General features: G+C 69.6%; 11 protein-coding genes and 3 pseudogenes. 9 read left to right on the top strand and 5 right to left on the bottom strand.

The genetic code is table 11. From position 1 onward, the window contains the following. Positions 1 to 37 precede the first annotated feature (37 nt). Entirely contained in the window at positions 38 to 199 is a 162-nt protein-coding gene (locus ABD858_RS27850; protein WP_345045114.1) for a hypothetical protein, read from the top strand. 34 nt (positions 200 to 233) lie between these two features. After that, complete coding sequence (locus ABD858_RS27845; RefSeq protein WP_345042524.1) at positions 234 to 962, top strand: class I SAM-dependent methyltransferase; 729 nt, start codon at positions 234 to 236, stop codon at positions 960 to 962. A gap of 22 nt (positions 963 to 984) precedes the next feature. Here ABD858_RS27845 and ABD858_RS27840 read toward each other — a convergent pair whose 3' ends face one another. Then, positions 985 to 1,518, bottom strand: a complete 534-nt coding sequence (locus tag ABD858_RS27840; protein ID WP_345042522.1) for an Lrp/AsnC family transcriptional regulator — start codon at positions 1,516 to 1,518, stop codon at positions 985 to 987. Positions 1,519 to 1,690: 172 nt separating this feature from the next. Continuing rightward, complete coding sequence (locus tag ABD858_RS27835; RefSeq protein WP_345042519.1) at positions 1,691 to 3,139, bottom strand: aldehyde dehydrogenase family protein; 1,449 nt, start codon at positions 3,137 to 3,139, stop codon at positions 1,691 to 1,693. A gap of 262 nt (positions 3,140 to 3,401) precedes the next feature. Here ABD858_RS27835 and ABD858_RS27830 point away from each other — a divergent pair, with 262 nt between their 5' ends. Continuing rightward, positions 3,402 to 4,796, top strand: a complete 1,395-nt coding sequence (locus tag ABD858_RS27830) for an APC family permease (protein ID WP_345042517.1) — start codon at positions 3,402 to 3,404, stop codon at positions 4,794 to 4,796. Positions 4,797 to 4,906: 110 nt separating this feature from the next. Here the strand turns inward: ABD858_RS27830 and ABD858_RS27825 are convergent, their stop codons facing one another. After that, a complete protein-coding gene (locus ABD858_RS27825; RefSeq protein ID WP_345044945.1) occupies positions 4,907 to 5,350 on the bottom strand; it encodes a cupredoxin domain-containing protein in 444 nt (147 codons plus the stop codon). Positions 5,351 to 5,782: 432 nt separating this feature from the next. On the opposite strand from ABD858_RS27825, the gene ABD858_RS27820 reads away from it, so the two are divergent. The 4 genes and pseudogenes from ABD858_RS27820 to ABD858_RS27805 form a co-directional block, all read left to right on the top strand. Beyond that, a complete protein-coding gene (locus tag ABD858_RS27820; protein WP_345042515.1) occupies positions 5,783 to 6,037 on the top strand; it encodes a hypothetical protein in 255 nt (84 codons plus the stop codon). Positions 6,038 to 6,474: 437 nt separating this feature from the next. Further along, complete coding sequence (locus tag ABD858_RS27815; protein WP_345042512.1) at positions 6,475 to 6,957, top strand: MarR family winged helix-turn-helix transcriptional regulator; 483 nt, start codon at positions 6,475 to 6,477, stop codon at positions 6,955 to 6,957. 82 nt (positions 6,958 to 7,039) lie between these two features. Next, positions 7,040 to 8,725 (top strand): annotated as a pseudogene (locus tag ABD858_RS27810) (MDR family MFS transporter); the annotation flags it as partial. After that, positions 8,707 to 8,973: pseudogene (locus tag ABD858_RS27805) on the top strand (YceI family protein); the annotation flags it as partial. The pseudogenes ABD858_RS27810 and ABD858_RS27805, both read left to right, overlap by 19 nt. A 275-nt stretch (positions 8,974 to 9,248) precedes the next feature. Here ABD858_RS27805 and ABD858_RS27800 read toward each other — a convergent pair. Beyond that, positions 9,249 to 12,638, bottom strand: coding sequence for a HelD family protein (locus ABD858_RS27800; protein WP_345042509.1), 3,390 nt, complete (start codon positions 12,636 to 12,638; stop codon positions 9,249 to 9,251). 116 nt (positions 12,639 to 12,754) lie between these two features. Then, positions 12,755 to 13,018, bottom strand: coding sequence for a hypothetical protein (locus ABD858_RS27795; protein WP_345045112.1), 264 nt, complete (start codon positions 13,016 to 13,018; stop codon positions 12,755 to 12,757). Here ABD858_RS27795 and ABD858_RS27790 point away from each other — a divergent pair. Next, positions 12,963 to 13,351, top strand: a pseudogene (locus ABD858_RS27790) (helicase); the annotation flags it as partial. The gene ABD858_RS27795 and the pseudogene ABD858_RS27790 overlap by 56 nt on opposite strands. A gap of 509 nt (positions 13,352 to 13,860) precedes the next feature. After that, on the top strand, positions 13,861 to 14,808 hold the full coding sequence (locus ABD858_RS27785) for an ornithine cyclodeaminase family protein (protein WP_345042507.1): 948 nt from the start codon (positions 13,861 to 13,863) through the stop codon (positions 14,806 to 14,808). The last annotated feature ends 21 nt before the right edge of the window (positions 14,809 to 14,829 follow it).

The raw sequence follows: 14,829 nt of genomic DNA, 5'->3' as shown, positions 1-14,829 counted from the left end.
TGGGAAAGTACCGGTCGACCTTGCAGAAGGTGCGTCCGTGCCGGGTGGCCTTGTACTGACCGACGAGTCCGGCCGCCTCGAGCCCGGCGCGCGGACCATGGCCGGCGTGAAGCTCCGCACCCCCGCCGACATCGACACCGGCCTGTTCACCACCTGGCTGCACCGGGCACGGGACCTGGAAGAGCCGGCCGGCAACTGATGCGGCGACGGCCCCCCCGGTAGGCTGGGCAGTGATGTTCACGCCACAGGGCCCCACGCTCCGCGAGCTCGCTGTAGAGGCGTTGTCCTCCACCGAGCGCGGCTACGACCTGCTCGCCCCGAAGTTCGACCGGACGCCGTTCCGCACCCCGGACCGCGTACTGGAAGCGGTCGAACACGCCCTCCGGCCGCTCGGGCCGTTCGACGCCGGGCTCGACGTCTGCTGCGGTACGGGCGCCGGGGTGGGCGTACTGCGGCGGCTGTGCCGAGAGCGGGTCACCGGTGTCGACTTCAGCGCCGGCATGCTGGCCGAGGGCCGGGCCGCGCAGCCGCAGACGCCGGACGGGCCGGCCGTGGGGTGGATACGGGCCGACGCACGGGCCCTCTCCTTCCGGCCGGCCTTCGATCTCGCGGTGAGCTTCGGGGCCTTCGGCCACTTCCTGCCGAAGGAACGCCCGGGACTGTTCGCCCAGGTGCACTCGGTACTCCGGCCGGGAGGCCGGTTCGCCTTCCCCGTCGGAGCGCCGCCCCGGTTCGGCTCCCCCCTCTACTGCGCGCTGCTGGGCTTCGACGCGGTCATGCGGGTGCGCAACGCGCTGTGGCGTCCGCGTTTCGTCATGTACTACCGCACCTTCCCGCTCCCGGAGGTGCTGGACGACCTGGCCCGCACCGGGTTCGATGTGGAGCTGCTGCCCCTTCCGGAGCTCGGCCGGCTGCCCGACGGCAGCCCGCGCTGCCGCCTGGTGGTGGCGCGGCGGGCGTGACCCGCCACTGCCCCGGGGGTGGTCAGCCGCGCCGGTCGATTCTCGCTCCGGCGGGCGCCTCGGGGGCCGCGAGGAGGGAGGCTTCGACCCCCTGGACGCCCCAGCCGTAGGCGAGTTTGTGGACCTCCAGCACGAAGAACGAGTCGGTCGAGACGATCCCGTCGATCAGAGGCATACGGCGGTTGACCAGGTCGGTGAAGTGGCCGGTGTCCCGGCAGATCACCTCGGTCATCACGTCGTACTGTCCCGCGGTCATGATCACGTACGAGGTCTCGGGCAGTTCCCGCAGCGCACGGCACACCTCCGAGGCGGTGCCCGGCCGCACCCGGATGCCGATCATGGCGAACCGGTCGAAGCCGATGGTCAGCGGATTGGCGATGCCCACGATCTGCAGGACGCCGCTCTCCTCCAGACGCTGCACCCGGAAGCGTACGGAGGAGGCCGGGATGGCGAGCTCCTCCGCGATCTGGCTGTAGGGACGGCGGCCGTCGGCCTGGAGGATGGCGATGATCCGCCGGTCGGTGTCGTCGAGTGAGTGAACGCCCGTCGATGCCATGAAGCTGCTCCGGTACTGAGGCGGGACGGTGCGCGGACCGGCCGCAGGTGGGGGTGCATGGCCGAGCGGGACGGGCCCCCGCCGGGTGGGGTGAGCCCCGCGCGCCCGGGGGTCCGGGGCGCGCGGGGCACGCCTGGCTCGGGCTCACCGGCAGCGCATCAGCGGCAGTGACTCACAGACTGATGACACCGGTCCGGGTGTCCGTCATGTCCATCAGGGTCCACTTGCCTCCGATGCGGCCCCAGCCGGTGGAGCGGGCGCCCGCGCCGCCGAACGGCATGTTGACGTCCCACCAGCAGGTGGACTCGTTGACGACGACCTGGCCCACCTCCATCTGTTCCATGAAACGGAACGCAGCCGTCATGCTCTGGGTGAACACCGCACCCTGGAGGCCGAGTTTGTCGTCGTTGGCGATCCGCAGCAGGTCGTCGTCGTCCCGCCCGGTGATGACCGGGACGACCGGGCCGAAGGACTCCTCGCGGGACAGCAGACTGTCCTCGGGTACCCCGTCGACCACGGTGAACTCGTAGTAGAGGTCGGTCGGCATGCCCTTGCGGCGCTGACCACCCGTCAGAATCCGTGCTCCGCGGTCACGGGCGTCGGCCATGTGCCGGTCCATCTTCGCCGCGACGCCCTCGTTGTTGAGCGGGCCGAGGTTGACCTTGGGATCGAGAGGGTCGCCCAGCACGACCTTGCCGGCCTCGTGCAGCAGTGCCTCGACGAACGCGTCATGGACGTCCGCGTGCACCACGGCCCGCTCGGTCGCGCAGCAGACCTGACCCGAGCACATGTACGCCCCCTCCACCGCGGCGCGCGCGGCGGCCTGGATGTCGGCGTCGGCCAGCACCACCAGGGGGCCGTTGCCGGAGCACTCCATGACGGAGCGCTTCAGCCCGGCCGCGGCCTGGATCTTGGCGCCGGTGACGGAGGAGCCGATGAAGCCGATCGCGTGGATGCCCGGATGGCGGACCAGCGCGTCGCCGGTGGCGCCCTCGCCGGGCACGATGTTGACCAGGCCGTCGGGCAGGCCGGCCGCGACGAACGCCTCCATCGCCTTCAGCACCGTCAGCGGGGTGTTGGCCGGCGGCTTCACGACGTGGGCGTTGCCGGTGGCGAGGCCCGGGGCGACGAACTCGGCCAGCATCAGCAGCGGGAAGTTCCAGGGGGTGATGATGCCCCACGTACCCACCGGTCGCTGGAAGGTGAACATCCGCTTGCTGTTGTCGGTCGACAGCAGGGTCTCGCCGCCCAGCCGGACCGCGTCCTCGGCGTGCAGGTGGAACAGTTTCGCGGCCTCCTCGATGTCGGCCACCGACTCGGCGAGGGGCTTGCCCTGTTCCAGCGTCTGCAGGCGGGCCAACTCATCGACCCGCTTGGCGATTTCGTCGCCGATGCGGTGGCAGAGGGCCGCGCGTTCCCAGACGTTGACCGCCGCCCAGGCGGGCTGTGCGGTGTTCGCGGCCCTGACCGCCGCGTCCAGGTCGGCGGAGACGGGGACGGGAATGACGCCGACGAGCTCGCCGGTGGCCGGGCTGACGACGTCGTACGTCCCGGCTCCGGAGCTTTCGGTGTAGGTGCCGTTGATGAAGAGCTGGTGCCGTTCGGAACTGGTGCTGCCCATGGAGGTATGCCTCTCGGTCCGATCCCACGCAGATGCGTCACACCATCAAATGGGCAATGTACGGCTGTCAATAGGTTCAACTGGGCTCGTTCTGTTGACCCTTCTTGCTGATTCAGCAGTATTGACAGCCAATTCCTGCGTCCCTATACAGGACGCCAGCCGCTCGACATGCGCATGTTCAGCACTCCCGCCCTCCAAGGATCGGCGCCGCCTCCCCGCCCTCTCCGCGCAACCCCGCGCGTCCTTCACCGAGGGGACATCCATGTCTTCCCGTACCGACACCGGTCCCGCCGCACCCGCACTCGCGAAGAAGATGCGCTGGTACGACGGCTTCGCCATGTCGCTGACCATGCCCGCCGCGCTCATCGCCTCCCTGGGCGCGTCCATCGGCTCGCTCGGAGCCTGGGGTGCGATCGCCCTGTGGGCCGCCTCCATGGTGCTGGCGACCGCCACCAACTGGATCTACACCGAACTCGCCGCGATGTTCCCCGACTCCTCGGGAGGCATCGCGCACTACGCCACCGAAGCCTGGAAGAAGCGGGCCCCCGTCGTGGGCCCGATCGCCAGCATGGGCTACTGGTTCCCGTGGACCACGTCCCTGGCCGTCTATGCCGGCATCATCGGCTCCCTCGTCCAGGCCCAGTGGTTCCCCGGCCAGGACTGGAGCGTCGACCTGGGCCCGGTCGAGCTGAGCTTCCCGATCGTCGTCGGCATCGGCGTCATCCTGCTGCTGTTCGCCGCCGCCATGGTCGGCCTGCACGTCGCCATGTGGGTCGTCTACCTCACCGGCGGCGTCCTGCTGATCCCGCTGGCCGTCTTCATCGTCATGCCGTTCCTCAGCGGGGACTGGAGCACCTCCGGCCTGCACTGGAACCTGCACGGCTGGGCGGGCCTGCGCGAGTCCCTGGTCTGGCTGTACGTCATGGCGTGGACGTCGTTCGGCGTCGAGGTGTGCGCGACCTTCGCCCCCGAGTACAAGGACACCGTCCGCGACACCTCGCGCGCCCTGCGCGCCGGAGTCCTCTTCTCCCTCGGCGTGTTCATCCTGCTGCCGCTCGCACTCTCCGGCTACCTCGGCGAGAAGCGCATCGGGGAGGACCCCACCACGTTCTACGTGGGAGCCTTCCAGGACCTGGTCGGCGGGGCGTCCGACCTCATGATCGTCTTCCTGATCGCCTCGCTGCTGCTCATCATGATCACGGGACTCGCCGACGGCTCACGGGTCCTCTACACCATGGGCGTCGAAGGCACCACGATCCGGCAGGTCGGCGTACTCGACCGGCGCGGCGTCCCGGCCCGCGCCCTGCTGGTCGCACTCGTCCTCAACATCCTGGTACTGACCGTGCTCCAGACACCGCTGGCCATCATCGTCACCGGGAACCTCGGCTACATCCTCACCCACGCCCTGGCCATCTCGGGCTTCGCGCTTCTGCGCCGCGACCGCCCCGACGCGCCCCGCCCGATCCGGCTGCCGAACGCCTTCGTCCCTCTGGCCTGGGTGCTCGCCGCGCTCCTCCTGGTCATCCTGGTCGTCGGCGCGACCGGGTTCTCGATCACCGGCTACGGCGGGTTCAGGGAACTCGGCATCGCGGTGGCGATCCTCGCCGGCGCGGCTCTGCTCTGGCTCTACCGCACCAGGGTGCAGGACCGCCGTTGACATCGAGCCCGTCGAGCTCTCGCGGGCGACCGGTGCCCCGCACACCTCGGTACGCCGGGCGTGCGGGGCCGAACGGTCAGTGGTCCCAACTGTCGGACGTGTCCCGGCTGTCACCGAGGTCGGACGACGATCTCACCATGCATACCCGGGTGAAGGGTGCAGTGGTAGGTGTACGTTCCGGGCTCCGTGAAGGTTTGACTGTAGGCCTGCCCCCGGCCCAACTCCCCGGAGTTCATCGGGCCCTCGCCCTGACTGGTCACCGTGTGCGGCTCGCTGTCCTGGTTGGTCCAGGTGACGACGGTCCCGACCGTGACCTCGAGCACGGCCGGCGAGAAGGCGTTGTCGGCGATGGTCACGTCGCCCGCTTGCTTGGCCGGTACCCGGGGGACACTCTCGGACACCGACGCCTGGTCAGCGGCGACCGCTGCCGATCCGGTGGTGCCCCATACGCCGAGCGCCGAGAATCCCAGTGCGGCGGTGGCTGCCACCAGCCTCTTGGCGATCCGGCGCTTTCGCGGATTGCTTCGCGTGTTCGTACCCGTTGTGAGGCGCATGATACTCACCGATTCGCCCCCTTCGCGAACGGTGCGGCGCCACCCTCCTGATGCGGGTGGCGCACTCAGGTGTGAATCCAGGATACGCCTGTGGCCCGATCGCGCATGTGCGGCTTGTCCGTTATGCGACGGACCTTTTGTTGACGCATTCCTCCGGCGTACCGGATATGTTCTGGTGGACCATCAGGAAGGTGGAATACCAGGAGAGTCGAATGCCGTTACTCGCGGCTGTCCCCGCAACACGGCCTGCCCGGAGAGCGCGGAGACGGCTCTTGGCGCTGCGGTCCCGGACCACGGCCACGCGGCATCGCTCATCGAGACGAAATGCGAGCGACTGTGAAGGAAGAGCGCTGCGAAAGGTGCGAATGCATTATCGGATTGGGGTGCACCTGCCCGCCTGACGGGGTCACACCGAAGCGGCATCCCGTTTCGGTGCCGCCCCGAGAATGGCGGCGCTTCCCGGCGGCCACGATCCTGATTTCGCCCACCCGGTACGCCCATCTCCCCGGAGCCTGCGCTCACCTGACCGAGGAGCTGGTGAAGGCGCCGCGCTGGGGCTGGATCCCTGATCCGCCACCCGGACTGTGGGACCGGTTGAGCAGCGGCTACCCGGCGACCGCGACGGAGGGCAACACCGCACGGCAGGCGATCCGGCGGTGCGAGGAATGCCAGTCGGCCATGCCGTGACGCGATCCCCGGGTGTGCGGTGCCCGAGCGCGAGGGGCTTCGTGGCGCCTTGTCGCCTCGGCGCGGCCCCGGGCCACCAGCCGCTCTGCCGGCTCCCGGTCCGGCCCGGTCCGCCCAGGTGACCGGTGCGGCGGGAGACCGGCACATCCCCCGAGGCCCAGAGCCTGCCGTCGGCCGCGCCCTGCCCGCCGACCCCGCCGCACACCGGCCGAGCTCGGGGATGACCGGCTCGATGGGCCGGCCCTGGTGTCGCACTCGCAGGGGCCGCCGCGGACCGCCGCCGGAGAGGAGCTGCCCACCTACCCGGTGGAGGTCGAGGTGCCCACTCCAAAGGATCACCCTCAGAGCTTTGCCGCACCTTGATCCGTTGTGCCCGATTTTGCTTGCCTGCGGCCATTCTTTATGGTTGCCTTGGGCAACGAAATTCGGGAGGTGTGATGGCCGCGCAGCGCCACTACGAGGAGCTGGCTCGACAGCTCGATGCCATCGGCGCCGTGAGGCGTGACCTCGCGCGGATCCTGCCGCACGAGTGCCCGGCCGGCTCCGCCGCCGTACTGAGCCTGCTGGGGCGGTACGGCGAGATGCGGATGAGCCGGCTCGCGGAGCTGCTCGCCGTCGACATGTCGGTGACCAGCCGGCACGTCGCCCATGTCGCTGATCGAGGCTGGATCGACCGGTCCCCCGATCCCACCGACAAGCGCTCGCGCATCGTGCGGCTCACCCCCGAGGGCGAGCGGCAGCTCGCGGAGCTCTCCGAGAGGGCCACGGAGCTGCTCGCTCAGTGCCTCAGCGACTGGAGCGACGACGAGATCGCCCAGCTGAACCTGCTCATGTCCCGGCTGCGCAGCAGCTTCGGCGACTGCCGGTCCGCATCGCGGTTCTCCCACGCCACCGAACAGACCACCCGTACACCCGCGTAAGAAAAGGAAGTCCATGGCAACGACCACACCAGCCGGTGTGCGGGGCAGCCATGCCAAGCACGGAGCGCCCGACGGGGCTCCGATGACACACCGGCAGATCATGGAGGCGATGTCCGGGCTGCTGCTCGGCATGTTCGCCGCCATCATCTCGTCGACCATCGTCTCCAACGCACTGCCGACGATCATCAGGGACCTGGGCGGCGGCCAGAGTGCCTACACCTGGGTGGTGACCGCGTCGCTGCTCGCGATGACGGCCACCACGCCCCTCTGGGGCAAGATGGCCGACCTGGTCAGCAAGAAGGCCCTGGTCCAGCTGGCCCTGTGCGTGTACGTAGTCGGCTCGGTCATGGCGGGTCTCGCACAGAACCCCGCCATGCTGATCTCCGCGCGTGCCATTCAGGGCATCGGCGGCGGCGGTCTCTCCGCCCTGGCACAGATCATCATGGCGACGATGATCTCGCCGCGTGAACGTGGCCGTTACTCCGGCTACCTCGGCGCGACCTATGCCGTCGCCACCGTGGGCGGTCCGCTGCTCGGCGGTGTCATCACGGACACCTCCTGGCTCGGCTGGCGCTGGTGCATGTACGTCGGTGTGCCCATCGCGCTGATCGCGCTCGTCGTGCTGCAGAAGACCCTGCACCTGCCGGTGGCCAAGCGGAAGGTCAAGGTCGACTGGGCCGGCGCCTTCTTCATCACCGCCGCGGCCTGCCTGCTGCTGATCTGGGTCACCTTCGCCGGCGACAAGTACGACTGGCTGTCCTGGCAGACCTGCGCGATGGTCGGCGGTTCGATCGTCCTCGCGCTGATCTTCCTCTTCGTGGAGACCAGGGCGAGCGAGCCGATCATCCCGCTGCGGCTGTTCCGCAACCGCACCATCGCGCTGGCCTCGCTGGCCTCGCTCTTCGTCGGTGTCGCGATGTTCGCCGGCACCGTCTTCTTCAGCCAGTACTTCCAGCTGGCGCGCGGCAAGTCGCCGACGATGTCGGGCGTCATGACCATCCCGATGATCGCGGGCCTGTTCGTCTCGTCGACCGTCTCCGGCCAGATCATCACCAGGACCGGCAGGTGGAAGGCCTGGCTGGTCACGGGCGGTGTGCTGCTGACGGCCGGCCTGGGTCTGCTGGGCACCATGCGGTACGACACCCCGTACTGGCACCTCGCCGTCTACATGGCGGTCACGGGCCTCGGCGTCGGCATGATGATGCAGAACCTGGTCCTGTCGACACAGAACCAGGTCGCCCCGCAGGACCTCGGCTCCGCCAGCTCCGTCATCACCTTCTTCCGCTCCCTCGGTGGTGCGCTCGGTGTCTCGGTGCTCGGCTCCGTCATGAGCACCCGGGTCACCCACTACGTCGAGGAGGGCCTCGCCGAACTCGGCCCCAAGGGTGCCGCACTCGGTTCCGCCGGCTCCGGCGGCGGGGGCATCCCCGACCTGAGCAAGCTGCCCGCGCCGTTCCGCCCCGTCATCGAGAGCGCCTTCGGCCACGGCATCGGGGACGTCTTCCTGTATGTCGCGCCGTTCGCCCTCCTCGCCTTCCTCGTGACCCTGTTCATCAAGGAGGTTCCGCTGCGTACGTCGGATGCGCCGGCGCAGGCGGCCGCGCCGGAGCAGGCCGATACCACCGTCGCGCCGGCCGCCTCCCCGGCGGACGCCGCCGCGAGCGGCGAGGAGAAGGTGCCGAGCTGGGCCGTCGCGTCCACCGTGCCGGCCGGTGAGGGTCCCGCGAACACGCAGCGGCTCGCTGCCGTGGCCACCGTCGCCGCCGCGTGCACGGGGAGCTCGGTATGCACGGGGTCGTGCGGCCCGTCGATCTCGACCTGAGCTACCTCGGGACCGGGGCCGACCCCTGGGGCGGGGTGCGTGCCGCGTTCCGGGCCACGGCGGAGCTGCGGCGCGAGGACTTCGCGATGAACTACAACCAGGTCGTGCAGGCGGGGATCGCCGCGATCGGTACGACGCTGAGGGTCGGGCTCGACATTCAGGCGGTGCAGGGGAACATGCTGCCCGGCGCGTAGCCGTTGTGGGGGTGACCCTCTGTCATCTCCACACCGGCGCGCCACGAGAAGCATTCCCGAACATTCTCGACGCGATCACGTCGCAGTCTCGCGCACGTTGCATCACGAACTGACGTCCTCAGGGCACATGAACCCACAGAACTGAGGTTTCGATGTCCCTGCGGCATTTCCCGCAACGCAGACCGCGCCGCGTGAATGCCTTGCCCGGCCGCGATGCGGCCGGGCATTCGGCTGTGGCGGGCGTTTGAACGAACGACGCGGAAGCTCGGACGGCGTCAGTCCTGCTCGTGGCGCGCCGGCCGGCCCAGGGCGGTTGCCGTGTCGCGGCCGCCCCAGCTTTCCGGGGTGCGCCACAGGACGTGGACGCCGAAGACGTCGTGGACGGTGTCGGCCGACCAGTCCTCCACGGGCGGTTCGCAGAGGACCAGGTAGAGGCCGTCGGCTGCAGTGGGCAGGGTGTGGTCGATCTCAAAGAGCCGAGTCGCTCCCGAGCGCAGGTCCGCGTACGTGGAACGGCCCGCCCCCAGGACCTCGTAGACGAACAGGCCGTCACCGGTGACACAGCTGACGTCGATGACCGGGGAGTCGGCCGGCTGCAGGTCCGACCACAGCAGGGCCGACTTGAGCGCGTGGCGCACCGCCTCGTGCTTCTTGCACATGCGGTCGGTGGCCGCCGACGTCTCCAGCGCGCGCAGGAAACCCTCCTTGGTGGTCGCGGCAGGTGTCGCGGGAACGTCCTCGACAGCAGTCACGGGCTTGGCTTCCTTCTGCTCGGGCTGCTGGGCAGCGGTGGTGGGTGTGTGATCGAAGTCCGGTTCGGGCGCAGCTGCGAGGCGGGCCTGGAGCGTCTCCCGTGCTTCCGCCAGGGCCGGGGCCCAGCCGGAGCTCGCCAGGTCGTCCTTGAGGCGGTGCACGTCCAGTGCGTTGTCCTTGAGCGCACGATTGGTGCTTGCCGCGAGGTCGCGCAGGACGCTCAGACGGTTCCTGTCCGGGGAACCGAGTACACGTCGCACCTCCACCCAGTCGGCCTGGTCGCGCCGGAGGATGCGGTTCGCCATCCCTTGGAGCTCGGAGAGGCGACCACGGGCGTCCGCCGAGGTGCCGCCCTCACCGGTGATCAGCTCGTCGAGAACGCCGAGCGCCGCCGCGTAGCGTTCCGCCATCCGGTGTGAGATGGGTCGGCGGCCGCGCTGGTCGGCTGTGAGGACGATCTGGTTCGTGTCGTTGGTGAACACCCAGCAGTCCAGCTCCTCGCCCGGACGTGGGGGAGCCGAGCCGTGGCGGACGGTCAGGACCAGCGGGCGGTCGAGGGCGGGAGAGAGGGCCTTGACCTTGTAGCGGCCGCCCGGTCCCGGGCCGACGACTTGGACCCGGATATCGGTCCCGATCTCGGGGACTTCGCCCGGCGCCGTGCCGGGTTCGGCTTCCGGCACCGGCAGTTCGGTGGCGCCGTCGGTGTTCGTGAGGATCTCCGGGAGCGGTGACGTGTGCAGGACGGTCAGGCTTTGCGTGCTGCGGGTGAGGGCGACGTAGAGCCGGCGCAGGCCGGCCGGCCCACGGTCGGCAATGGTGGCGGGTTCGACGACGAGGACGTGGTCGTACTCCATGCCCTTGGCCTGGCCGGCGGCCAGGACGGACACGGCCTCGCGCCCCTGGTCGGTGATGTCGGCACTCCGATCCAGGTGCCGGCTGATCTCGTCGAGCCAGCCCGAGTCGTCGGGGACGATGACGGCCACCGAGCGCAAGGTGTGCCCGTCGCTGGTGCCCACGAGACGGGTGGCCTGGGTGACGGTGTCGTCGAGGAGCTGCCACGGTTCGGTCGCCATGATTCGTACGGCGTCCTCGCCGGCCTCGCGCACGGCCTGCGGATAGGGCAGTGCGGGGGCGACCGCGCGGGCCAGGGGCGCGACGAACGCCATGATTTCCGCCGGCACACGGTAGCTGGTGTTCAGCTCGGCGAGGCGCCAGTCACCGTGGTCGGAGAGGAGTGTGCCGAGACGGTCCCAGTCCACGTAGGTATGAGGGCCGGTGGCCTGGGCGAGGTCGCCGAGGACCGTCATGGAGCCGTTCGCCGCGCAGCGACGGCGCAGGGCGCGGGCCTGCATGGGGGTGAGGTCCTGCGCCTCGTCGACGACGATGTGCCCGTAGCGCCGTGGGGTCTCCCCGGTGATGAGGTAGCGGAGTTCTTCGAGGCAGACCTGGTCGTCGAGGGTCCAGGCGTCGTCGTCGGCGGAGGTTCCCCGGGGGCGGTGCAGGGCGGTCTGCTCCTCGTCGTCGAGGAGGCCGTCGGCGCACGCGCGAAGGAGGTCGGCTGAGTCGTAGAGGCTGCGGAGGGCTTCCCTGGCACCCGGCGACGGCCAGACGCGCTCGATGAGCCGTTCGACTCGGCGGTTGCGTTCCAGGTCGCGGCGGATCGTGTCGTCACGGCTGCGACGCGGGGCAACGGCCACGAGCTCCTGCAGCAAGCGGTCGACGAGCAGGCTGCGGAAGCGGTCGCGGCGCTCACGGTGGGCGCCGTTGCCGCTCCGTGCCTCGTCGAGGAGGGCAAGAACCTCGGAGCGCGGGATGCGCAGGGTCGTGCTGCCGGCGGTGACGGTGAACCCCGGCTCGTCGCCGTCGTAGGAGGGCTCCGTGGTGAGCTCGTCGAGGGCCTCGGGACGGCACTCGTTCTCGATGCGCCGTCGCAGTACGGCTGCCATGCGCTCGTCCGACTTCACCAGCCGTGCCCGAGGGGTGTCGACGCCGAGGATCTCGCCGTCCCAAAGGCGGCTCAGCTGCACGGCGTTGACGTTGCGGGTGCCGAGGGTGGGGAGGACCTGCCCGACGTAGTCCAGGAACGTCCGGTGAGGGCCGACGACGAGGACGTCCTGTGCCTTGAAGTGGTTGTTGTTGACGAGCCAGGTCACCCGGTGCAGACCGACCGCGGACTTGCCGGTGCCAGGGCCGCCCTGCACGACGAGGACGTCGGAGGGAGAACCGGTGACCAGGGCCATCTGGTCGCGGCGGATCGTCTCGACGATGTCGCGCATGCTGCCGTTGCGCGAGCGCTGCAGTTCGCGCAGGAGGAAGTCGTCGGGCTGCTGGGGCTTCCGACGCTGGATGCGAGCGATGTCCGCCGGGGAGGGGACAGGCGGGACGGGCACTTCCTGCCCCTTCGCAGCGGTGGCGGGGGCCGTATGCCCGGCATCCGGCCGGACATCCTCGGCGGCCGGCCGCGGCCCGGGAACGGATACGGCGATCTCGTCGAAGTAGTCCTCGACCACGCGGTGGGCGCAACGCAGTTGTCGCCGCAGGAGGACCTCCCCCGGGGCGTCGGGCAGCGCCTCGAACCACTTCTTCGCGAGCGGGCTGGTCCACAGCACGACGACCGTGTCGCGGGTGCGGACATCGGAGACGGCACGCCTGCCGACGTAGAAGGGGGCGGGATCTTCTCGTGTGTCGACGCGGCTGATGACCAACGACGCGTCGCCGAGTCCTCCGTACTCCGCCGCCTGCTCCTCGGCGTTGAGCCGGTTGGCGACGCTGTCCTTGCCGCTCGCGGAGGCCACGGCGACGGAGTTCCCGGTCAGTTCGTCCAGCCGTGCTTCGTAGCAGTCGTAGGCGCGGTCCACCGCCTTCTGCTCGATGGCGATGATCTCGTCGCGCGTGGTGGTGCTCACGTCCATCCCCTCCCTTGCGGCACCCCGAAAGGGTGCTGCGACGGGCATGTGCCCGTACCCCGCTGAAAGAACTATCAGAGACAAGCTGGTGTGAATCACCAAGGGGTCACCCGGACCACCGGTCACGGCCGCCACGAGATCCGCCGGCTGAAGGTCTGCACGGTCAACAGGTCGCGGGCGGCCCGGGTGCCCGGCGGCAGCGCGGGGTCGAGCTGCCAGACCTGCACGGCGACGCGGGAAGCCGTGCGGACCCGCTCCAGGGGGCGTTCATGGTGCCGACCAGCTCGTTCGCCTGGCGGATGCGGCAGGCGAGGTGGCGTCGGGTGTCCCCGGTGGGCCATCGTCGACGAGGCGTACCAGATGCGCTCCGACGCCCTGCTCGCCACCGCGCCGCTCTTCGGCCCGGACGACTCACGGGTCCTCTTCGTGGGCGACCCGGGTCAGCTCGACCCCTTCGCCACGGTGGAGACCGACCGCTGGCACGGCCTGACGTGGGATCCACTGCGCAACGCGGTGGACGTCACGCTCGCCCACAACGACGACCTGGTGCGCCACCAGCTCCGGTCTCCTGGCGCCTCCCCGAGACGGCGGCTCCGTTCGTGGAGCAGGCGTTCTACCCCTTTTCCCCCTTCGTCTCCGGTACGAAGACCGCCGACCGCGTCCTGTCATACGGCACCACCGCGCGCACGTCCACCCCGCAGGACGCAGTCCTGGCCCGCCCATCAGGTGGTGATGCACCACTTGGAGCGGGCGGAGCACAGGGCGTCGGCGTGACGCACTGCGGAGGACAGCACACGGGCCCCGCCGGCGCCGCGCACGCCCCTCGTGTCCGCGAGGAGAACCTGGCCCTGCTCGATCCCAAGACGCGCGCCCTGGTGCTGATCTGCCGGGACGAGGGCCTGCGCATCAGCGAAGCGCTGATCCTGAAGACCGACTGCCTGAAGAAGACGCCGTCCGGCCACTGGGCCCTGGTCCCCTACAAGAGCAAGGACAAGAGCTTTCGGGCCATCCCCGCCTCGCGAGCCGTGGTGGACGCGGTCCGCGAGCAGCACGGCCGGGTCCGGGAACGGTTCGGCGACGCCTGCCGGTGGCTGTTTCCGAAGGTCAGCGGCAATCCGGACGGCAAGTACCCGATGCCCTACGGCATCCTCGCCGCCTTGCTCTGGCTTCTCCCTGTTCTGCTCGCCTTGACTCCCTCTGCGAGAACGAGGATTGGGATCATGGGGACATGACCCGAATCCTGACCCGCAGCGATCTGGAAGCCGTGCTTGAACCCGCAGCCTGTATGGCTGTCCTGGAAGAAGGCTTTTGCAGCACCGACTCCTGGTCGGCAACGGGACAGCGAGTACGGACAGACCTGCCGTTTCCCGGCACGGCTACAGCCTTGATCCCTGGGCTGCTGCCCGGCATCGATGCGTACACGGTGAAGGTCAACGCCAAGTTCCCCGCCACCCGACCAGCTTTGCGCGGCGTGATCTGTCTCCACAGTGGTCATGACGGTGAGCTCCTCGCACTGATGGACTCAGCCACCATCACCGCCTGGCGCACGGGATTCGCAGCAGCCCTGGGTACCCATGTCCTCGCGACCCCCGACTCGGGAGGGGAGACGGTACTCGGCGTGATCGGCGCGGGCGCACAAGCCGAACTCATGGTCCGCGGACTGCGCAGCATGCGAAGCTTTCGCGATGTCGTGGTGCACGACACCGATCCAGCCCGCACCGCGGCCTTTATCGCCCGGCACGACGGACGAGCGCTCGGTTCTCCCACGGATGTCGCCTCAGCCGCTGATGTCATCCTGCTGGCCACTTGGTCACGCACACCGTTGCTGCATCTTGCCGACACTCGGCCCGGGCAGCACTTGACGTCTCTGGGAGCCGATGAGCCCGGCAAGCAAGAGCTCTCTGCTGACTTGCTCGCATCCGCGCTCCTCGTGGTCGACGACCGTGAACTGGCCGGCTCCATGGGAGCACTCGCAGCCGCTGGACTTCCCGCGACAGCCGCCAAGGCCACCCTGGGCGAGATCCTCCGCAACGACCACCCGGGCCGCACCAGCGCCACGACACGAACCGTCTACGCCCCCGTCGGGCTTCCCTGGCAGGACCTCGCCCTTGCCTGGCTCGCCTACCAACACGCTGAACAACGCGGCGCCGGAACGCTAACCGACCTGCTCTCCTGAGCCCCCGGCAGCAGGGGGGCG

Origin of the sequence: Streptomyces sannanensis (genome assembly GCF_039536205.1) — a bacterium.
Classification (GTDB): Bacteria; Actinomycetota; Actinomycetes; order Streptomycetales; family Streptomycetaceae; genus Streptomyces; species Streptomyces sannanensis.
Note: the sequence above shows the minus strand (reverse complement) of the source record. Positions and strands in the feature narration are given on the sequence as shown.

Excerpts from the sequence above, each read along its gene's own strand:
- ABD858_RS27845 (WP_345042524.1), top strand. The coding sequence starts at position 234 with ATGTTCACGCCACAGGGCCCCACGCTCCGCGAGCTCGCTGTAGAGGCG.
- ABD858_RS27840 (WP_345042522.1), bottom strand. The coding sequence starts at position 1,518 with ATGGCATCGACGGGCGTTCACTCACTCGACGACACCGACCGGCGGATC.
- ABD858_RS27835 (WP_345042519.1), bottom strand. The coding sequence starts at position 3,139 with ATGGGCAGCACCAGTTCCGAACGGCACCAGCTCTTCATCAACGGCACC.
- ABD858_RS27830 (WP_345042517.1), top strand. The coding sequence starts at position 3,402 with ATGTCTTCCCGTACCGACACCGGTCCCGCCGCACCCGCACTCGCGAAG.
- ABD858_RS27825 (WP_345044945.1), bottom strand. The coding sequence starts at position 5,350 with ATGCGCCTCACAACGGGTACGAACACGCGAAGCAATCCGCGAAAGCGC.
- ABD858_RS27815 (WP_345042512.1), top strand. The coding sequence starts at position 6,475 with ATGGCCGCGCAGCGCCACTACGAGGAGCTGGCTCGACAGCTCGATGCC.
- ABD858_RS27800 (WP_345042509.1), bottom strand. The coding sequence starts at position 12,638 with ATGGACGTGAGCACCACCACGCGCGACGAGATCATCGCCATCGAGCAG.
- ABD858_RS27785 (WP_345042507.1), top strand. The coding sequence starts at position 13,861 with ATGACCCGAATCCTGACCCGCAGCGATCTGGAAGCCGTGCTTGAACCC.